Genomic DNA, 21,975 nt, shown 5'->3' with positions numbered 1-21,975 from the left:
TTTTCTTATGAATTGACTGATTTCAACTTTTTAAGTGAGCGTATTTATCTGATATTTAGGCTTTAGTGCGTTTTTTGGTTTTTAAATATTATATTTGAAAAAACATACACCATATAAATTTTGAATAAATCACTATTACTTTTCATCCTAATAGCATTTTCATATCATGCTTTTTCTCAAGTAGGAATTGGAACTGAAACACCAGATGATTCTGCTATTTTAGATCTGTCTTCTACAACACAAGGGTTTCTTTTACCTCGTATGAATGAAGAGCAGCGTGATGCTATTTCTAACCCAGCAACGGGATTACTTATTTACCTTATTGAGGGCACGCAACAATGTTTACAAGTCTATAATGGAACAGAATGGGAAACTATTTATTGTCCAACAACGAACACTGTACCAACAGCGACTGGTGTTTCAATTAGTGGCGCATTAACTGTAGGTGTAGAATTAACAGCGACTTATTCGTATCAAGATGCCGAGTCAGATATTGAGGATATTTCATTATTTCAATGGTATCGTGCAGATGATGCTTCTGGTACAAACGAAATTGCAATAGCAAGTGCCACAACTTTAAATTATACATTAACTAGTACTGACGATGCAAAGTATATCAGTTTTGGAGTAACACCAATTGCTGCTACTGGTGCTATAGCGGGTTTAGAAGTAAAAACGAGTTATACAGGACCTGTTGGGACAGCAAGTGCAACCAATGATGCTAGAATTAATGAATTTCATTACGATAATGCAAGTACTGATGTAAATGAATTTGTAGAAATTAGAATAACAGGAGATTTAGCCAGCCAGCCTGCAGATTTGTCTCTATATACAATTTCTTTATATAATGGTAACGGAGGTACTAATTACCATCCAGAAACTTTAAATAATTTAACAAGGACATGTGACGCCTCAAATTGCTATTACGTGTATGAACCAAGTGATATTCAAAATGGTGGTCCAGATGGTATAGCGCTTAGTGGTCCTTTAGGATTGATTGAATTGTTGAGTTATGAAGGTACATTTACTGCAACCGACGGAATTGCATCTGGAGTATTAAGTACTGATGTAGGTGTTAGCGAAACTGGCTCAGCTGATGCCAATGGTGCTATTGAACGATCTTTAGCTGGTGCTTGGAGTTTAAGCGCGAGTTCAAATACTAAAGGAGCAGAAAATAGTTTATGAGAAAAGTAGCACTTCTTTTAGTACTGTTTTTAGTCACTAACTTTACTTTTAGTCAAGTAGGTATTGGAACAGAAACACCCGATGATTCGGCAATATTGCATTTAGAGAGTACAGCTCTTGGGTTTCTTCCGCCACGTATGAGTTCTGCTCAACGTGATGCCATTTTAGTAACCAGTAATTCCAAAGGTCTTTTAATTTATAATACAGATTCTAATACACTTAATATTTTTGATGGTCTATCTTGGCATGTCATTTCACCTCTACCAACGACACCTGTTACCAACCAAATTTGCGATACTGCATCTACTTATGCTGAGTTTTTGACCTGTATTCAAACCAATTATACACCAGATCAAACTTTGGGTTATAATGATGCTAGAGATATTTTATATGGTGTCGTTGATGTTAACCCTTCAACTCAAGAATTAAAAGGTATTTATTCAGATTATACTATTCTAATGGATTATTCTACAGATGCAGATGCGTCTAGTCATGCCTTTAATTTAGATATTAACGCAGAGCATGTTTATCCTCAAAGTATGGGAGCTTCAAATGAACCTGCTAGAAGTGATATGTTTAATTTGTTTCCGTCGCGAGTTGCGGTAAATTCCGATAGAGGAAGCTGTGTATTTAATGATATTGAAGATAGTGATACTGAATCATGGTATTACCTTACTCAAGAATTAAGTACAATACCAGGATCAAATATTGATTTTTACTCAGAAATAGATGAAGATGGAACATATCCATTATTGGTTACAGGACAGCAATGTACAATTGAGCCAAGAGAAAGCAAAAAAGGAGATATTGCTAGAGTTGTGTTTTATTTTTATGCTATATATAATGCAACAAATATCAATTCTTACACTTCTTATGCTAATGATGATTTTTTCAATTATATGAAAACAACATTACTAACCTGGCATATAAACGATCCTGTAGATCAAATAGAAATAGATAGAAATACTGCCATTCAATCTTACCAAGGAAATAGTAATCCGTTTGTGTTAGATACAACCTTAGCTGGGAGAATGTTTAATTAAGTTTGTGGTAAGCTTATTAATTAATACTGATAAGACAGGAGGTTATATGCTTTTGTCTTTTTTTATTTTTAGGTTAGTTTAATAGCTTAGAATGTATGGTGTTAGTAACCAACGGTAGTTCAAAATCGCGCCATATTAATAATAGTAGCTATTGGTTTCAACTAAATTTTAAAATATTCTAGTTTTAAATACTCCTATTTTAGGTCATGTTGCTGTATATTCACAAAATATTTTTAGTATTAAAATTTTTTTTATTTATTACCGTTATTGGTTATTACTAAAATCATTTATAAATTATAGTCTACAGATCATAATTGCATATTTACCAAATACTTTTTTTAAATTAATAATAAATGGATTTCACTAACCCCTTAGTTTACGGTGTTCCTTGTTTTTTAGGCCTTATAGCATTAGAGCTTTCTTATAGTAAAATTTTAGACAATAAAGAGCTTTACAAATGGAGAGACTTGATATCTAGTGTGTCTCTTGGTCTAGGGTCTGCAGTAATTGCAGCATTGATAAAGACGGTATCTATAGTCGTTATTTTTAAGTTTACTTACGATCTTTTTAATCCTTTAGTTGATGGTGTTCGTACTAATATTATGGGTTGGGAATCTTTTGGTTACGTTTGGTATATTTGGGTGATTTGTATGCTTTTAGATGATTTTACGTATTACTGGTTTCACCGACAAAACCATATGGTTCGTTTTTTTTGGGCAGCACATATAGTGCATCATTCTTCAGATAATTTTAACTTAGGAACAGCTGTTCGTAATGGTTGGTTTACTATTTTTTACAAACCATTCTTTTACGTATGGATTGTAATCATTGGTTTTCCACCAGAGATGCTTGTAGTGTGTTTAGGTATTGAAGCGTTATGGCAATTTCAGCTGCACACCACGTATATTAAGAAAATGGGATTTATAGAAAAAATCTTAAATACACATACGATGCACCAAGTCCATCATGCTAGAAATATCGAGTATATGGACAAAAATCATGGTGGTTTTCTTAATATTTTTGATCGTATTTTTGGAACTTGGAAAGAACTTGACGAAACTATACCAATAGAATACGGTGTTTCAACACCTCCAAATTCTTACAATATATATGTTATTCTTACGCACGAGTATAAAAATATTTGGGAGGATATGAAAAAAACGAATAACTGGTATTATAAGCTTAAGTACATTTTTGCTCCTCCCGGATGGAGCCATGATGGAAGTACATTGACCATAAAACAAATGCGTCGTGAAATGGCTAAAGAGGCTCAAAAAGAGCAAATTAAAACAACTTAAATTTTAATTTTATTGAAACGAAATCTTCGTTTTTAGAATACTTATTTCAATTAGAACATTACACTTTAATCGAGGAGGAATTTTATTAAAGAGCGTTTTGGTTGGATATATTGAACTATAGCACAATTATGTAATTATTTTGAGTAAGATTCTAGTCTTCTTTTCTTTTGGACTAGTGAAGATGTGATATGGGTTAACGATGACTATAAATTTTCTGCATTTTTGTGGCATACATTAAAGTATAGCCAACTAAACATTTTTGCATTCAATTATGATGACACTTAAATCCAACCATTTACAAACTACCATACTGTCAATTATTTTAGTATTATTCGCAGCAGCATCATTAAATGGGCAGGCGTACAAAAAACAAGAATTAAAAGATTCTTTGGCTCAAAGACCTTATTTTTCTATACATAAAGACAATTATTTTATAACAGGTGTTCCTACAAATAAAACGATTGGTAGATCTACTGCAGATGCAAAATACCAAGTGAGTTTTAAACAGATTCTTACGCGAAGCAGATTGCCATTAGATACTTATTTATACATGACATATACCCAAAAATCTTTTTGGAACATCTACGAAGAATCATTCCCTTTTAATGATATTAATTTTAATCCATCCATAGCTGTAGGTAAAGTGTTTTATGATAAAGAAGACCGATTAAAAGGTTTAGGTTCTGTATCTTTTGAGCATGAGTCTAATGGAAGAGACAGTATCGCTTCTAGAAGTTGGAATAGAATAAGTTTAGAATATACCACCACAGTTTATAAAAATACCATTGCTAGCTTTAAGGCATGGATCCCCTTTGGATATAAGGAAGGTAATCCAGATCTTTTAGAATATGTAGGTTTGGGTCAGGTTAATGTATCACACACTTTTAAACCAGATAAATTAATTTTTGATTTACGATTACGAAAAGGTCTTAATCTTGATGGTAAAGGATCTGCTAGAGCGCGTATCTATTTTAATCCTTTTGATAATAACATATCTAACCAATATCTAATGTTGGAGTGGTATGTTGGACAAGCAGAAGGGTTACTTAATTATGAGCAATCTCAAAGTATGATACGTATAGGTTATGTTATAAGAACTAATGAATTTAAATGGTTTAGAGGTAAGAATCAATAATAACAGAAATGTATTTTATCTTTAGTTGAAGGTTAATTTCCTTTTAATCTCAACCATAAATCACCGATTAACTTTTTACCATCGCGTTGTGTCTTTTCTTGTTCTATAAAGTTTACGTTTCCGTTGGCATCAATGTCAATTAAGTATTTAAACACGAAGTTTTGAGACTGAGGTTCCATGCTCAATACTCCAAAACGCAAATCATTATAATATAATTTATTGTCAGATTTTGTAATGGTATACCAGCCTTCAGAAATTGCTATCATTCGTTTTACCTTTTCATTATTAATAAGATCTCCTAATAATTCATGATGTTTAGGGTAGGTTTCGAAGGTGATGGGTTGCGTATCAAAAAACGAATATGTGCCTAGTAAATACGTGTCTTCTGTTTCTATATTCGCATTCCATAAAATAGTATTTAGAGCAGATGGTCTCGTGTCTATTTGCTTGTAATTTATATTTTGTACTACTAATTCGTTTTCAAATTGTGTTAAGGCTAAATCCTTTAAAACAAAGGTGAGAGCTAAATACGCTGTACTTAATGTTAGTCCAATACCATTATACAAGCGTCGTTTTTCTGAAGTTCGCTTTTGAAACATGGTAAGAATTAAAAACACCAAGAAGGGTAATGTATATAGCGGATCAATAACAAAAATGGTTTTAAAGGCTAATCTTAAATCTAGTGGCCAAAAGAATTGTGTTCCCCATGTGGTATGTGCATCTAGCATTGGGTGTGTTATTAAGGTCCAAAAAAACAACCATGACCAACCTTTAAAATCTTTATATTTTTCGTAACGTGAAACGATCCAACCAAAAATTGGAGCAAAAATCACTGAAAACAGAATAGAGTGTGTAAATCCACGATGAATAGCCAAAGCAGAAACTGTATCTGTAAAGTATGACGCAACAACATCTAAGTCTGGAATTGTGCCAGCTATAGCGCCATACAACATAGCCTTGTTACCTACTTTTTTTCCTAAAACAGCTTCGCCTATCGCAGCGCCTAAAACAATTTGTGTGAGTGAATCCATAATATGCAGCAAAAATAAGGCTTCATAGATTAATTCACTCAAATGAAAATATTAAAGTATTTATTTTTTATTGAGAATGTTAGTTTTACATTATCAGCATGTTATGTGGTGTTTTAGAAGGAATTATTTGTTGTTTGTGAAATTTTTAACCGCTAAACTTAGATATTCGTTATTTGTAGAATAAAAGCTAATGATGTTATTTTTTTTAATAGACTTGTAGTGCGCTTAGTAATTTAAATAGAAGTAGTTGATTTTGTTTCATTCAACGATTTGGTTTTTAGTGACTTAGTGATTTGTGGTTTCCATTTTATAACACATTAGATTCGATAGAAACATAATTTTAAATCAAATAATAATCTATCAAATTAAGTTGTAAAATTTCATATTAAAAGAACATGTTTTTTAATTTAAAGGGATGAAAGAGTTTATAAAAAATTACGAAATTTGGATATTTTTAGTGCTTGGACCATTCTCCAACCTCTTTTTCGTTAAAGCTAGAATAGAAGGTCTCATTTCTAGTTCTGTATATAACACGGGTCGATTTTGTATTCTATTGTTTATATTAATTTGCATATTAAAATATACGAGAGGCAATAAGGGAATAAAAGATTTATTTAAACCTATGCTCAATTGGAAAGTTCATCCAAAATGGTATCTGTTGTGTTTCGTTTTTCCAACAACAATTGCTTTGATTACATTGGTGTTAAAAGCATTTTACAACGACGTTGAATATTCTACATTTATTGTTTTTAGTAAGACTAGCTTAAGAGGCTATGTTGCTAATTTAGTATGGGCTTTCCTAGGAGAGGTTGTTTGGGTTAGTTATTGTATTCGTGAATTATCAAAAATCGTAAAACCTTTCTATGCCAGTCAGATTATTGCTGTTTTTTGGACTTTATGGTTTATACCTATAATTCTCCTTGGAGAGGGGATTTATCCGGAAATTCCAATTTTGCCTGCATTAATATTTTTTATGGGAATAGCAGGAATGTGTGCTTTTGTTTATAAGCATACTAAAAGCGGTATCTGCGTACTTTTTTTGCAATCTATGGTGAATTTAACCGCAATATCATTACCAATGATGCCAACTTATGGAGGCGCTCCAACATACACAGCCTTTGCTACCCTCTATTTTTTAACGATGTTAGGAATCTGGGGTTTAGAATATATAGTGGTAAAAAATAAGAATCAAGGACAAGAATTAAGAATTAATTCAGAAGTTGAACTCTGAAAAAAAAATAATATCCATGAGTATTACATCTAAATTGATAGGGAGAACAGCGAATGTCTTAGGTAATGTACTTATAATTCTAAGACCAAAAATAGCGCATCAATTATCAGAAAACAGAATAGCGCTAATACACAAGAATAAAAATAATTTAAGTTTACAAGAAAAACTGATACGCTACGCACTTATACAAAAACTTGAAAAAACACAAGACCATAATAAAATTGCTGAGTTAAATCGAGATTATTGGGCGCATAAATCAACAGAAATTATAAAAGAACTAGAAGATGGCTTTAAAACCGATTTTTTACCTAATTGTACGTTTATTTTTGATTTATTAAAAAAAGAAATATCAAATCACCCGGATCAATTTAAAGTACTTGTGGAAATTGGCACGGGTAACGGAGATGTATTAAATTATCTCAGTTCAGAATTCCCGGAAATTAATAGCTTCATAGGTATAGACTTAAGTGTTGAGCAAACAGAAATAAATCGTCAAAAATATACTGCCAATAAAAAGTTAGATTTTGTCTCTGCAGATGCAGTAGACTGGGTTAAAGAACATGGTGTTAGCAATACTATATTTGTGACGTCTAGAGGGGTTTTAGAATATTTTGAACAGCAACAATTACAAGAATTTTTAAAGAAAATAAACCAATTAGGTAAAACAATCTTTGTTGCTATAGAGCCTAATGGTGAAAACCATAATTTAGAAACAACTCATGATTCTCAGATTTATGGGTTGGAGCCTTCATTTTCTCATAACTATCCTTATCTTTTTGAAAAAGCAGGTTTTAATTTATGGCACTTTTCACAAAAACCTTGGTTTGAAGCAACTAATATTCAGACGTTTATAGGTGCTAAAAACTGAAATTTATTATAAATTTTAAGATTATTGTATTTTTATATGTAGTCTAATTGGTTTATGGCCTTCAAGTTATCGATTTTTTAGGGTTTGTAAAGAAATAATGAAATATTAAATAATTCTTCTATTATATTTAGACTTTAATTTAATATTTCGTGTTTATTTGACTAATAAAAATCTTTAAATTTAAATGAAAACGCTCCAAAACAACTTATAAGACCAACATTTTATATTAAACAAAAAACAAATACTTTATTTTAAAAAAACTCTTAATAATCTTGTGAAAAAAATTGATTAAAATTAAATCCGAAAAAAAATAGGTATAGAATTTATAAACCAGAAATTTATATTTCGAAATTTTTAGTTAAACCCAAGCATACAAGTTTAAGAGATTACTCCCTAATTTTCTCATAATTCCCTAAAGGCCTTTTTAGGATTAAGCATTTTGCTTTTGGCATCTCTGTTAAAAGACAGAGGATATGCCAAATAGTATTTAAACCTTTATTAGGGCAAAAAAATATTAACCATGTAATCGAGATACATTAAAGTAAAGTCTCAGTATGCCTCCTAAAACAGTGCGTAAAAGTAAAGAAACCCACATTTGGAGGTTAAAAAGAATATAAGGATAGTAAACTATTCATACCTAATAATTGAAAAATGAAGACTACCACATACGATGCTTTTAATAAAATGACCATTTTAGAAAAAGAAAAAGTCGCAAATTTTATCTTTACGCATTTAGAAAAATACGGGGATCCTATAAGTGCCATAAAGAAAGCTATAGACTATGCTGTAAAAGATCGTCCAAGTTTAGGTGGTCATGTATTTATAATGGAAGAAGAGGATAAAATTGTTGGTGCCGTTGTTATTAATAAAACAGGAATGGATGAGTATATACCAGAGAATATTTTGGTTTACATTGCGACTCATAAAAATCACAGGAGAAAAGGCTTCGGAAAAAAATTAATGGAGTATGCTATTAGTAATTGTGAAGGCAGTATCGCATTACACTGTGAAAAAGATAATCCAGCAAAAATGCTTTACGAAAAGTTGGGCTTTACCAATAAGTATTTAGAAATGCGACTAGAAAAATAAAGCGACTTAAAATTACGATCTAAGGAGCTAGTTTAATTGATGTTTTTAGTGCTTTTATAATTTTTAAATCTACTGAAAAGAAACAAATTGCAATGGCAGAGTTAATTATACATTCAGAAAAGATAAAAGAAAATCTTAAGTATTTAAGTCATTATTTTGAAACTCATAACATCGCGTGGAGTTTAATTACTAAATTATTTTCTGGAGACAAAACTTTTCTTAAAACCATATTAACAGAAGATATTATAGAAAAGATTCCTTCGGTTGGAGATTCTAGATTGATGAGTTTACGAAACATTAGAGAGGTATATCCTAATGTAAAAACAATTTACATCAACCCCTCTGTAGCAGAACATGCCGATGATGTGGTAACCTATGCAGATATTTCTTTAAACACATCCATTACTACAATTGAAGCTTTAAATGTGGCTGCGAAGAAAAAAAATGTCATCCATAAAATCATTATTATGGTAGAACTAGGTGACCTACGAGAAGGCATAAATAATGAAGATATCTTAGCGTTTTATAAAAGTGTTTTTAACCTCTCTCATATCGAAGTTTTGGGTATTGGCTCAAATTTAGGGTGTTTGTTTGGAGTAGAACCAACACCTGAAAACCTGATGCAATTGTCGCTTAGTAAAGCCCTTATCTCGGAAAAGTTTAAAACAGACTTAAAATTTTTATCAGGTGGCACATCCATTACACTTCCTCTCATAGAAAATAATTTAATGCCAAAAGAGATCAATCACTTTAGAGTAGGTGAAGCGGCTTTTTTAGGTATTTGTCCTTTAGATGGCAAACAATTTAAAGAGCTAAATACAGATACGTTTGAGTTGCATGCAAATATTATAGAACTTCAAGTAAAGAATGTAGTGCCTGGCGGAATTATAAGTGCTGCTCATTCAATTGACACAATTCATAATAACGAAAAAAATAATAGTGTTAGATCTTACAAAGCTATTTTAGATTTCGGATTATTAGATGTGAGTAAAAGTGATATTGAAGCTGAAAATAGTTTTCTATATGTAGGAGCAACTTCAGATATGTTTGTTATTGATTTAGGTGAAAACAAAGAAAAATATAAGCTTGGTGATAAAATAAAATTTAAACTCAACTATATGGCGGTTGTTAGGTTGCTGAATTCTAAATTTATAGATAAGGTTTATGTCTAAGTTGTTTTATAAAACCAAGGCAGATTTTAATTAATAAGGCAATCAGTTTATTAGTTATAAGAGTTTAGAGTATTACGCTATTAACTGCTGATTATGTTTATGTTATAGTCAATTTTTTAGAATTATTTTGGTTTAATTTTATAGGAATTAAAAGCAGTTGTTATTAATCCGAAAAAAGTGTTGTACGACTAAAAATTTTTAGCTAACTGAAAATTAGTATTAGCTTAGCCATTCCCTAATTAAGCCCTCTATTTTAATTATAATTGATATTAAAAAGTTAAACCAATAGCTGTTTAAGTCTATAAAAGATAGAATTTTATATTATGGAATTAAGGAAAGAAGAGATAATTGCATCAATAAGGAAGTTTAATAATACCTCCTCTGAATTCCCTAGTAATAAAACAATTGCAGACTTGTTTATTGAGCAAGCGCAATCCACTCCGGATAATTTTGCCGTTATATATGGAAATGAGAAATTAAGTTTTAAAGAGCTTGATGCTATTTCTAACCAATTTGCCAACTTTTTAATAGCTAATCATAATATAAATCTAACAGACTTTGTTGGTTTAATGATTGAGCGAAGTGAGTGGATTATAATAAGCATCATTAGCATACTTAAAGCAGGTGCAACCTATGTGCCTATAGATATTGATTCTCCGCAAGTAAGAAAAGAATTTATTGTAAACGATTGTAAATGTAAATTCACAATTGATGCTGCTGTTATTAAAGATTTTATCAATTCACGAAAAGAATATAGTGATAAGCCGCTCACAAATATAGATTCAAAATCTAGTGATTTGGCTTATGTCATGTACACTTCTGGTACCACAGGGAATCCAAAAGGCGTAATGATTAAAAACATATCGGTTGTTAGTCTTATTCTTGGTGAAACTCAAAATTATGGTTTAGATAGTACAGATAAAATATTACAATTTTCTAACTATTTTTTTGATGCCTCAATAGAGCAAATATTTTTAGCCTTATTTAATGGTGCCACAACGGTAATTGTAGATAAGCAAACCATAAAAGATCATGCCATTGCAGAGTTTATAAAGAAACATTCCATAACACATTTAAATAGCACTCCAAGTTATCTCGAAACCATTGAAGGTTTATCTGAAATAAAATCACTCAGAAGAATTGTAGCAGGTGGTGAAACATGCTCACTAACATTAGCTCAAAAATTAAGCACGATATGTGATTTCTATAATGCCTATGGTCTAACAGAAACGACTGTAACTTCGATGTTATATAAATATTCTTCAGAAGATGATCATGATACGGTACTAACAATAGGAAAGCCTATACAAAATACAAAAGTTTATATTTTATCTAAAGATATGGAGATACTGCCTGTAGGAACTGCAGGTGATATGTACATGTCAGGTGTTGGTTTGGCTAAAGGTTATTTAAACTTACCAGAACTCACTACCAAAAGCTTTATTGAAAACCCATTTGAGCAGAATAGCCTAATGTATAAAACAGGAGATTTGGCAAAATGGCTTCCTGGTGGAAACATAGAATTTATTGGAAGAAAAGACGACCAAGTAAAAATTAGTGGTTATCGCTTAGAACTTGGAGAAGTTGAAGCGGCTATTAATACTCTTCCAAATATTAAACGTGCTACTGTTATTTCTAGTAATCACACAGGAGAAGCAAGATTAGTAGCGTATATAGAATCTGAGAATAACACAAAAGATTCTAATAATGTACGTCATCAACTTTCCGAAATTCTTCCGGAATATATGATTCCGTCACTTATTATGTGGTTGGACCATTTTCCTATGACCACAAATGGTAAAGTAGATAAAAAGAATCTGCCAGTTCCAGAATATCAAAGAGCTCTTAATGCACCACTTTTAAGAAAACCGAAAACTAAAATAGAGAAAGCTATTACAAAAATTTGGAGTAAAGCTTTGCATATACCTCAAATTGGTATCGATGATAACTTTTTTGAAATGGGAGGTAATTCACTCTTAACTCAAAAAGTAGCTGTTTTAATAGCCGAAAACCTGAACGTAAAAATACCAGTAACAAAGATTTATCAATATCCTACAATTTCTGGATTAGCTCAGTTTTTAGAACTCGACCAAAATAAATCTACATTTGCCCATTCAAAGCGGAAAAATAAGCGGCAATCCAATAGTGACATAGCTATTATTGGAATGGCAGGACGTTTTCCTGGTGCTTCTTCAATTAACGAGTTATGGGAGGTTCTAAGCGAAGGAAAAGAAACGATTTCATTTTTTACACCAGAAGAATTAGATAAAAGCCTACCAGAAGAATTACGTAATAACCCATTGTATGTTGGAGCAAGAGGTATTGTGCCTTCAGCAAAAACATTCGATGCTAAGTTTTTTGGACTCAACCCAAAACTTGCATCTGCTATGGATCCTCAGCAACGATTATTTCTAGAGATATCTTGGGAGGCATTAGAACAGTCTGGATATTTGCCAAATCTTTACGACGGTAAAATTGGTGTATTTGCAGGCGTTTATATTAATACGTATTTCCTTAATAATGTATTTCCTAACAAAGAATTGATGAGTCAAATCGGGGAAGTACAAGCCAATACAACTAATGATAAAGACTACATTGCAACACGTACAGCATATCATTTAAATTTAAAAGGACCTGCTGTAAGTGTACATTCAGCATGTTCAACTTCTTCACTAGCAATGGCTCAAGCCGTTGAGTCTATTCGTAATGGGCAATGCGATGTTGCTTTAGCAGGAGGCTCTAGTGTAACGTCACCAATGTATAGCGGTCATTTATATCAAGAAGGCTCGATGTTAAGTTCTAATGGTCAGTGTCGGTCTTTTGATGCCAATGGTACAGGAACTATGTTTTGTGATGGTGCTGGAGTTGTACTTCTTAAAAGTTTAGAAGATGCAAAACGGGATGGTGACATAATTCATGGAGTTATAAAAGGAATAGGTGTTAATAATGATGGAAGTGATAAAGGGAGTTTTACAGCACCAAGTGTAGAAGGGCAAGCAGGAGCCATAAACAGTGCGCTATTAGATGCTGATGTTAAACCTTCTCAAGTCAGTTATATAGAAGCCCATGGAACCGCGACTCCTTTAGGTGATCCCATTGAGGTAGAAGGGCTTTGTTTGGCTTTTGGAGAACAAGAATCTAATGGCTATTGTGCCATAGGTTCTATTAAAAGTAATATTGGTCACCTTACTGCAGCAGCAGGAGTTGCTGGATTAATTAAGACGACTTTAGCAATGAAGCATCGTCAAATTCCTGCTTCTTTAGGATTTGAAAAACCTAATCCCTCTATTGATTTTGAAAACAGTCCATTTTTTGTAAATAATAAATTAAGAGCCTGGGAATCTGAATCTCCGCGAATTGCTGGAGTCAGCTCTTTTGGTGTTGGTGGTACCAACGTACATATTGTTTTAGAAGAATATATAGCCGAAGAGAAAATAACAGATTCGGGTAGACCGTTGCAATTACTAACGTGGTCAGCTAAATCAGAAAATAGTCAAGATGGATATCAAAAGGCATTAGGTGATTATGTGAAAACGAATCCAGAAATAGCACTTGCTGATATAGCATATTCTTTAAATGAAACAAGAGATGTCTTTCAACATCGCAGTTTTGCTATAGCAGGTAATGATGCTATTGAAGCTAGTAATTTGTTGAGTTCCGAGGATTCTAAAGCGATAAAAAGCAACACACTAAAGGTTATTCCTAGCGAAGTAGCATTTTTATTCCCTGGACAAGGTTCACAATATCTCCAAATGGGAAAAGCCCTTTATAACGGTGAAACTGTTTTTAGAGATGCTGTAGATGATTGTGCAGAATTGCTAAAAGCCGATTTAAAATTAGACATAAGGAAAATTATATATCCAGAACTAAACAGTAATGATGCTGAGTTACAATTAAAAGATACCAAGTTTACGCAGCCTGCATTATTTGTTGTAGAATACGCACTTTCTCAACTTTGGATGAGTTGGGGAATTAAACCGACATTACTTTGTGGACACAGTATAGGTGAATTTGTTGCAGCACATTTAGCAGGTGTTTTTACATTAGAAGATGCGTTGCATTTAATAACCGTTCGTGGGAAACTTGTTAGTGAGTTACCCGGAGGAAGTATGTTATCGGTACGTACAAATATTGAAAACCTTGAAGGATTAATACCAAAAACATTATCTATTGCAGCTATAAATTCTGATAGGTTGATTGTGCTTTCAGGTCCAGATAAAGATGTTGAAGATTTTGCAAATATCTTAAATGATAAAGGGATTGCAAATATGCTTTTATCAACAAGTCATGCTTTTCACTCTACCATGATGGATCCTGTTTTGGGAGCTTTTGAAGATGAGGTGAAAAAAGTAACTTTAAATGTCCCTCGCTTACCAATAGTTTCAACCGTAACTGGAGATTGGCTTACAGATGCAGAAGCCAAAAGTACGAGCTATTGGACCAACCATTTAAGAGCAGCGGTAAACTTTTCTGGAGCCATGGAAACGGTTTTAGGATTAGAAGATCCAGTGCTATTAGAGACAGGTCCTGGCAGAGCCCTTACAACGTTATCAATGCAAAAGAAAGGCTTAAAATCAGTAGCATCTATAGCCAGTTTATCTATTCCTAAGGAGAGAGAAAATGCTTACCATACCGTATTATCTGCGTTAGGAGATTTATGGTTAAATGGTATAGAGCCCAATTGGAAATCTTTTTATGAAGGTCAGCGTAGACAGAAAGTTGAGTTACCATCTTATGTGTTTGATAGAAAACCTTGTTGGCTAGATCCTCCACGTATTGAAACAACGATAAATACTTTAGTAGATGCTGATTTAGTAAGAGGTAAAGTTGAAGAAAATATCACTATTGACACCGCGTCTAATATAAATACTCAGATCATGAGAAAGTCTATACTTCTTAAAAAAATAGCCGATATAATCGAAGATAATTCTGGATTGGAAATTGATGCCAATGAATCAGATCAAAGTTTTTTAGAGCTAGGACTAGATTCACTTGTTCTAACGCAAATGGCTATTACGTGTAAAAATGAATTTAATGTTCCTGTAACTTTTAGACAACTTAATGATCAGTTTGGGACTCCAAATTTATTAGCAGAACATTTAGATCAGATATTGCCTGCAGAAGCTTACGCTCCAGAAGTCACTGTTAACCCTGTGGCTACAGCACCTGTGCAGCAAACAGCAGCGAACCCTATTCAAAATTCATATGCTGTACCACAAGCAGGACAAAACCCAGCGCTAAATCTTATAGCTCAACAATTACAACTTCTAGGGCAACAACTTCAATTATTGCAAGGGAATGAAATTAATATGGAGCCAAGTGCACCAGTTGTTTCAAATGTACCAAGTACACCTCATATTAAGACTCAGAGTAGAGCCAATTCTGTTTCTCCATTACTTTCAACAAACGATAGTAGAACCGAAGAAGAAAAGAAAGAACACCAAAAACCTTTTGGTGCCTCTCCCAAAATTGATAAATTATCTACAGGGTTAAGTAGCGATCAAAATTTGTTTTTAAAGAACTTAATAACAAGTTATAATGCTAAAACAGCTAAGAGCAAAGCTTATGCACAACAGCATCGTCCAAAAATGGCAGATCCTAGAGTCGTTTCTGGTTTTAAGCCTTTGACGAAAGAACTTGTATATCCTTTGGTTATTGAGAAATCTTCAGGTAATAAACTTTGGGATTTGGATGGTAATGAATACATGGATATTCTAAACGGATTTGGTGCCTGTTTATTTGGTCATCAACCCGACTTTATAAAAGAAGCATTGCACCACCAAATAGAACAAGGTTTTGAAGTCGGTCCACAACATCCATTAGCAGGTGAGGTTTGTGAAATGCTTTGTGAGTTTACAGGTCTAGATCGTGCTGCATTGTGTAATACGGGTTCGGAAGCTGTGTTAGGTGCCATGCGTATTGCAAGAACAGTTACAGGACGTTCACTTATTGTCGCTTTTTCACGTTCTTATCATGGTATTAATGATGAGGTTATTGTTAGAGGATCAAAAAAATTAAGAACATTTCCTGCAGCTCCGGGTATTCTTCCAGAGGCCGTTCAGAACATGTTAATTTTAGACTATGGTACTGAAGAAAGTTTAGCTATTATTAAAGAGCTCGCACACGAAATCGCAGCGGTATTAGTAGAACCCGTGCAGAGTCGCCGACCAGAATTTCAACCTATCGAATTTTTAAAAGAAGTAAGAGAAATTACTAAAGCTTCTGAATCAGTACTTATTTTCGATGAAATTATTACAGGATTTAGAATGCATCTTGGAGGTGCTCAAGCTTTGTTTGGCATAAAGGCAGATGTTGCAACTTACGGAAAAGTTATTGGTGGTGGTATGTCTATCGGAGCTATTCTTGGCGAAAGAAAGTTTATGGATGCCCTTGATGGTGGCTTTTGGCAATATGGAGACGATTCTTTCCCGGAAGTAGGCGTTACTTATTTTGCAGGGACATTTGTACGTCACCCTTTAGCATTAGCAGCAGCAAGAGCCTCGTTAAATCATTTTAAAAATAAAGGAGCAGCACTTCAAGATGGTTTAGCATCATTAACAGAGCGTTTAGCGACCGAGCTTAATGCATATTTTAAAAATAATAGCCTTCCTATTCAGATAACGTATTATCGTTCGTTATGGAGAACAACATTTTTAGAAGAAATTCCGTATTCTGAATTATTCTTTGTCTTAATGAGAGAGAAAGGATTTCATATTTGGGATGGTTTTCCGTGCTATATGACTGAAGCGTTTACAGACGATGATATTGATTATTTAATTAAGAATTTTGTTAAGAGTATAGAAGAATTGGCAGCGGTCGGGATCTTTAGCTCAGTACCAAATACAAATGCTTATGAAGCTATTAAAACGGTATCGACTAAAGAATTAAATACACCACCAGTTCCCAATGCACGTTTAGGTCTCGATGATGAAGGTAATCCAGCATGGTTTGTTAATGATGAGAAAAAGAAAGGTGAATTCCTTCGAATAGATTTATAAGAAATAAAATTTAAATTACTTTAAGTAACATGATCCAACCCGTTTTATAAAAATGATTTTACAACCAACCGAAACAAGTAAAAAAGTACCTTTCAATCCTTTTGATGGACCAAAAATTGAAAAGGTAATTTTCTGTACACAGTCACAAGCAGAAATCTGGATTGGTTGTAAATTAGGAGGTGAGGATGCTAATCGATCTTATAACGAGTCTGTTTCTTTGGTATTAAAAGGTGATTTGGATAAAACAGCATTGGAAGATGCTATAAAACAACTCGTAAAAAGACATGAGTCCTTACGTGCTATCTTTAGTACAGATGGACGCTTTATGAGTATACTTGAGGAGGTACCTATTCCTTTAGATTATACTAATATTTCTCAACTTACAGATTTAGAAAAAAAGCATGAAATTGCACAGTACATTTTAGCAGATGCTAATATGACTTTTGATTTGCTTAAAGGCCCATTATTAAAAACAGGATTAATAAGAATTAGTGAAACGGAGCATCAATTGGTACTTACAGCACATCATATTATATGTGATGGTTGGTCTACAGGTATAATGATGGAAGAACTTGGGGCATTGTACTCTTCAAAAGTTTCTAAAGAAAATATTGATATTCCTAAACCGATAACCTATAGTGATTATGCCGACGAACATCAGGCATTTTTAACTAGTGAAGAATTTCGGAAAACAGAAAATTTCTGGATAAGTCAGTATCAATCTAATGTACCGCAATTAGATTTGCCAACAGATTTTCCAAGACCAAAATTAAGAAGCTATAAAAGTGACCGTCTTGATTTTCCTGTAAATAGTGATTTATTAGCTAAATTTAAGAAAATAGGCATACGTGCTGGTTGTAGTTTTGTAACATCATTAATGACTGCATTTGAGGTTTTTTTATGCAAGCAAACAGGTCAGAATGATATAGTTTTAGGTTTGCCTGCTGCCGGACAAGCCATTACGGGAAAAACACAATTAGTTGGTCATTGTGTTAACCTATTACCATTACGAAGTAAAATAGACTTAGATAAGACCTTTAGTGAGTATTTAAAAGTCCGTAAACTGTCGTTATTTGATGCTTTTGATCATCAACAACTTAGCTTTGGTCAGTTACTTCAAAAACTAGCAATTGCTAGAGATCCATCTCGTGTTCCTTTAGTTCCTGTTGTTTTTAATATTGATATGGGAATGAGTAATCTCGTTTCATTTAAAGACTTGTCTTTTAAATTGAGATGTAATCCCAGAACTTATGAGACTTTTGAAATATTTTTAAACGCAAGTGGTTCTGAAGATGATTTTATATTAGAGTGGCAGTATAATTCTTTATTATTTAAGCCCGAAACGATAAAACAAATGATGACTTCTTTTGAAGAGGTTTTGGATATTATCGTAAATGATTCAAGTGCTACTATTGGTGAGATTGTAAAGGTAGATGCTTCTGACTATGCAGAGTTAAATAATAATGATGCATCTTATCCGCAATTGCCATTGCATGAATTATTAATTAAACAAGCACAAAACACCCCTTTAAAACAGGCATTAAAATTTGGTGATTCAGAAATTACTTATGGTGATTTAGAAAAACAAGTGCACCAAGTTGCACATTATTTAAAAATGCAAGGAGTAGAAAAGGGAGATTGTGTTGCAGTTCTATTACCACGTTCTATTGAATTAATTATAACATTAATTGCCATTATGGAATGCGGTGCGGCTTATCTGCCATTGGATCCAAACTACCCAAGCAAAAGGTTGGAGTTTATGTTAGAGGATTCTGAAGCTAAATATATAATTACAACAGAAACATTTTCTTTACCAATACAATTAGACACCAAACGCATATATCTAAAGGATATATTTTCCGATTTATCTAAGCTTCCTAGTACTCCATTAACTGAAAAAATAGACAACAATCAAATCGTTTATTTACTTTATACTTCAGGTTCAACAGGTAAGCCTAAAGGGGTAACAATAACGCATAAAAACTTGGTGAATCTGTTATACAGTGTATTAGATAAACCAGGTATAGAAGAGACAGACGTGCTCATTTCTATTACCACAGTTTCCTTTGATATCGCAATGGTTGAGTTGTTTGCTCCGCTCTTAAAAGGAGCTAAATTGGTGCTAACCAAAGAAGAAACAGCTAAGGATACCAATTTATTATTAAATGTCATTAAAAATGAGGCTATAACCGTCATGCAAGCAACACCAGCAACATGGCAGATGCTCCTCTATTCTGGTTGGGATGAACCCTTACCAATTAAGGCGATATCTACAGGAGAAGCGTTACCAATGGCATTGGCAAAACAACTGTTAAGCAGGGTCAGTGAGCTTTGGAACATGTATGGGCCAACAGAAACGACTATATGGTCTGCAATGAAACAAATTTCCAAAGAAGATGATTTTGTTACTATAGGACGTCCAATGGCCAATACACAACTTTATATTGTAAATGAGGAACATAGATTAGTTAAACCGGGTTCTGTTGGAGAGTTATGCATTGGAGGCGATGGTGTTGCAAAAGGGTATTGGAAACGAGAAGATTTAACCACAGAAAAATTTATAACCAATCAGTTTGAAACAGATTCAAATACTGTAATATATAGAACTGGAGATCTTGCGAAACTTTTGCCATCGGGAGATGTGCAATGTTTAGGGCGTATTGATCATCAAGTTAAAATTAGAGGACATCGTATTGAGCTTGGAGAAATAGAAGAAGCTATTAATACTTTAGACAAAGTTAAAGCTTCAGTAGTATTGGTAAATGAAGAACAACTTGAAGCTTATGTGATATTAAATCAAAATGAAGAGGTATCTAATGATATTATTGATAATTGGAAAAATCTTTTAAGAGAAGAGCTTCCAAAGTATATGGTTCCTTTAGATTTTCATTTTGTAAAAGATTTTCCACTTACGTTAAATGGTAAAATAGATCGAAATGCCTTAAAAAATAAAGTTTCTAAAACCAAGACTTCAGTGGAGTATACAGCTCCTAGAAACGAAAATGAAAAAATTGTAGCAACTATTTGGGAAGACTGTTTAAAATTAACGAACATTGATATATTCAGTGACTTTTTTGAAATAGGTGGTCATTCACTTATTGCTGTTAAGGTAATGTCGGTTTTAGAAGAGAAATTAGACAAACGTTTTCCATTGTCGGCACTAATTACGCATCCTACAATAGAAGAATTAGCAAAATACATTACAAAAGATAAAGAGTCAGTATCTTGGAATTGTTTAGTACCTATAAAACCTAATGGTACAAAAACACCACTTTATATGATTCATGGAGCAGAGCATAATGTATTATTTGTTAATACTATTGCAAAGCATGTAGATCCTAATCAACCTGTTTATGGTCTGCAAGCCAAAGGGCTCAACGGAGAAGACACACCATTTGATACTATTGAGGATACTGCTGCTCATTATATTTCAGAAATAAAAAAAACAAACCCTAATGGTCCTTATAATATTGGTGGTTATTCTTTTGGTGGTATTGTAGCTTTTGAAATGGCTAAACAATTAAAAGCTCAGAACAACCTAGTAAATCCAATAATTTTATTGGATAGTTATGTGTTTCCAAACTATTACTGCGAAAGCCCTATGAGCAAAAAATATGCACGCATTAAATATAAGATAGAAAAGATCATTTTTATGACTAGGAAGATGTTGAGTAGTAAAGCCAATTTTACGAGTAGAGTTAGCTTAGTTAAAAAATCAGTAAACAATTCCTATTTAAGATTAAAATTAGGTAAAGAAAAACAGCATAATTTATTACATAGTTGGCCGCTTCAATTAGACCAGATGCTCGCTGCAGCTATCAGTAAATATCACATAAAACCCTTAGACATAGAGGTTCATTTATTAAAAGTTGAGGAGGATGATATTTTTTATGCTCACGATCCTAAATTTTTAGGTTGGGATATATTAGCAAATAGAGGAATAAGTAGACACATCATACCAGGTAACCATTTAAATATGTTTTTAGATCCAAATGATAAAAAATTAGCTAATACCATTCAGACTATATTAGATCGTAGTGATGAGTAAATCTAGTTACAACGTTCGTTGTGGTCAATTAGATATAAAATCAAATTTAGTTTCTAAACACCCCAACTTAAAACTCTTTAGAATTAAATTGTCCGATTTCGTTCAGATGATTCCTAATTTGGTAGAATTTTTGTCTTCAGATGAGGTTGAACGAGCAGACCGATATCATTTCTTAAAAGACAAAAACCGATTTATAATTTGTAGAGGGTTATTAAGATTCTTGTTGTCTAATCAATTAGAAATAACACCTTCTAAAATTGAATTTAAAAAGGATAAGAATAAAAAACCTTATTTATCACACCAAAAACCTATTCATTTTAACGTATCCCATTCAGAGAATTATGCATTAATTGCTATTGGTGATGTGTCCGTAGGAGTAGACGTTGAATATGTGAGTAAGGATTTCGATTTTACAGATATTTTAAATCATGTTTTTAGTGATAGCGAAAAATATACCATTAAAAACTCTTCGAATAAAAGAAGGACTTTTTATAATCTTTGGACTCGTAAAGAAGCCTTTGTTAAAGCTACAGGTAAAGGGATTTCGGATTGTTTTGCTCAAATTCCCTCTTTAGACGACTACCATTTAATATCTCAAGAGTTGTTAGGCGATTATCAAAAAATAGATGTTTCTGGTTTTGATTTAGATGAAGACTACGTCGCAGCTTTGGCTTTTGATGCTGAACGTTTAACTCCCGATCATATTTCTATCTACAGTTTACCAACAACTTATGATGAATTATTACAGTTTCAGACCTCTTAAGTAAAGCCTAAAAGCCATTAATGAACCTTTGTAAGGTCTTTTTTTTTGGAATTTCGTTTTTGAAACATTGTCTAAACTAAGAGCACCAAAATGGCAGAGTATAAAAGAATCTTG

At 32.9% G+C, this 21,975-nt stretch carries 12 protein-coding genes; 11 read left to right on the top strand and 1 reads right to left on the bottom strand.

Going from position 1 to position 21,975, the window contains the following annotated elements; translation table 11 throughout:
- The first annotated feature begins 120 nt into the window (after positions 1–120).
- From HM981_RS06665 to HM981_RS06650, 4 genes are all read left to right on the top strand, one after another.
- On the top strand, positions 121–1,185 hold the full coding sequence (locus HM981_RS06665) for a hypothetical protein (protein ID WP_179337834.1): 1,065 nt from the start codon (positions 121–123) through the stop codon (positions 1,183–1,185).
- Positions 1,182–2,228 (top strand): endonuclease, encoded by a 1,047-nt coding sequence (locus tag HM981_RS06660; RefSeq protein WP_179337833.1) that lies wholly within the window; start codon positions 1,182–1,184, stop codon positions 2,226–2,228. Before HM981_RS06665 ends, HM981_RS06660 begins: the two co-directional genes overlap by 4 nt.
- A gap of 353 nt (positions 2,229–2,581) precedes the next feature.
- Positions 2,582–3,526: a sterol desaturase family protein gene (locus tag HM981_RS06655; protein ID WP_179337832.1), complete on the top strand. Its 945-nt coding sequence runs from the start codon at positions 2,582–2,584 to the stop codon at positions 3,524–3,526.
- 271 nt (positions 3,527–3,797) lie between these two features.
- Complete coding sequence (locus tag HM981_RS06650; RefSeq protein WP_246286163.1) at positions 3,798–4,661, top strand: phospholipase A; 864 nt, start codon at positions 3,798–3,800, stop codon at positions 4,659–4,661.
- Positions 4,662–4,693: 32 nt separating this feature from the next.
- Here HM981_RS06650 and HM981_RS06645 read toward each other — a convergent pair whose 3' ends face one another.
- A complete protein-coding gene (locus HM981_RS06645) occupies positions 4,694–5,692 on the bottom strand; it encodes a metal-dependent hydrolase (RefSeq protein ID WP_179338339.1) in 999 nt (332 codons plus the stop codon).
- A 415-nt stretch (positions 5,693–6,107) separates the two neighbouring features.
- Here HM981_RS06645 and HM981_RS06640 point away from each other — a divergent pair, with 415 nt between their 5' ends.
- From HM981_RS06640 to HM981_RS06610, 7 genes are all read left to right on the top strand, one after another.
- Entirely contained in the window at positions 6,108–6,923 is an 816-nt protein-coding gene (locus HM981_RS06640; RefSeq protein WP_179337831.1) for a hypothetical protein, read from the top strand.
- A 16-nt stretch (positions 6,924–6,939) separates the two neighbouring features.
- A complete protein-coding gene (locus HM981_RS06635; protein WP_179337830.1) occupies positions 6,940–7,791 on the top strand; it encodes a class I SAM-dependent methyltransferase in 852 nt (283 codons plus the stop codon).
- Positions 7,792–8,442: 651 nt separating this feature from the next.
- Positions 8,443–8,880, top strand: coding sequence for a GNAT family N-acetyltransferase (locus HM981_RS06630; RefSeq protein WP_179337829.1), 438 nt, complete (start codon positions 8,443–8,445; stop codon positions 8,878–8,880).
- 92 nt (positions 8,881–8,972) lie between these two features.
- On the top strand, positions 8,973–10,052 hold the full coding sequence (locus HM981_RS06625; protein WP_179337828.1) for an alanine racemase: 1,080 nt from the start codon (positions 8,973–8,975) through the stop codon (positions 10,050–10,052).
- A gap of 323 nt (positions 10,053–10,375) precedes the next feature.
- Positions 10,376–17,050, top strand: a complete 6,675-nt coding sequence (locus tag HM981_RS06620) for a polyketide synthase (protein ID WP_179337827.1) — start codon at positions 10,376–10,378, stop codon at positions 17,048–17,050.
- A gap of 52 nt (positions 17,051–17,102) precedes the next feature.
- Positions 17,103–21,098, top strand: a complete 3,996-nt coding sequence (locus HM981_RS06615; RefSeq protein WP_179337826.1) for a non-ribosomal peptide synthetase — start codon at positions 17,103–17,105, stop codon at positions 21,096–21,098.
- Positions 21,091–21,861, top strand: a complete 771-nt coding sequence (locus tag HM981_RS06610) for a 4'-phosphopantetheinyl transferase family protein (protein ID WP_179337825.1) — start codon at positions 21,091–21,093, stop codon at positions 21,859–21,861. The genes HM981_RS06615 and HM981_RS06610 overlap by 8 nt, the downstream gene beginning before the upstream one ends.
- Positions 21,862–21,975 lie beyond the last annotated feature (114 nt).

It is taken from the genome of Winogradskyella ludwigii (assembly GCF_013403985.1).
In the GTDB taxonomy this organism is placed as follows: domain Bacteria; phylum Bacteroidota; class Bacteroidia; order Flavobacteriales; family Flavobacteriaceae; genus Winogradskyella; species Winogradskyella ludwigii.
This window is presented reverse-complemented; position numbering and strand designations above follow the sequence as displayed.

What these genes read in the sequence shown, in the direction of transcription:
- HM981_RS06650 (WP_246286163.1), top strand. Translation starts at nt 3,798, where the DNA reads ATGATGACACTTAAATCCAACCATTTACAAACTACCATACTGTCAATT.
- HM981_RS06655 (WP_179337832.1), top strand. Translation starts at nt 2,582, where the DNA reads ATGGATTTCACTAACCCCTTAGTTTACGGTGTTCCTTGTTTTTTAGGC.
- HM981_RS06610 (WP_179337825.1), top strand. Translation starts at nt 21,091, where the DNA reads ATGAGTAAATCTAGTTACAACGTTCGTTGTGGTCAATTAGATATAAAA.
- HM981_RS06620 (WP_179337827.1), top strand. Translation starts at nt 10,376, where the DNA reads ATGGAATTAAGGAAAGAAGAGATAATTGCATCAATAAGGAAGTTTAAT.
- HM981_RS06645 (WP_179338339.1), bottom strand. Translation starts at nt 5,692, where the DNA reads ATGGATTCACTCACACAAATTGTTTTAGGCGCTGCGATAGGCGAAGCT.
- HM981_RS06635 (WP_179337830.1), top strand. Translation starts at nt 6,940, where the DNA reads ATGAGTATTACATCTAAATTGATAGGGAGAACAGCGAATGTCTTAGGT.
- HM981_RS06660 (WP_179337833.1), top strand. Translation starts at nt 1,182, where the DNA reads ATGAGAAAAGTAGCACTTCTTTTAGTACTGTTTTTAGTCACTAACTTT.
- HM981_RS06630 (WP_179337829.1), top strand. Translation starts at nt 8,443, where the DNA reads ATGAAGACTACCACATACGATGCTTTTAATAAAATGACCATTTTAGAA.
- HM981_RS06625 (WP_179337828.1), top strand. Translation starts at nt 8,973, where the DNA reads ATGGCAGAGTTAATTATACATTCAGAAAAGATAAAAGAAAATCTTAAG.
- HM981_RS06640 (WP_179337831.1), top strand. Translation starts at nt 6,108, where the DNA reads ATGAAAGAGTTTATAAAAAATTACGAAATTTGGATATTTTTAGTGCTT.
- HM981_RS06615 (WP_179337826.1), top strand. Translation starts at nt 17,103, where the DNA reads ATGATTTTACAACCAACCGAAACAAGTAAAAAAGTACCTTTCAATCCT.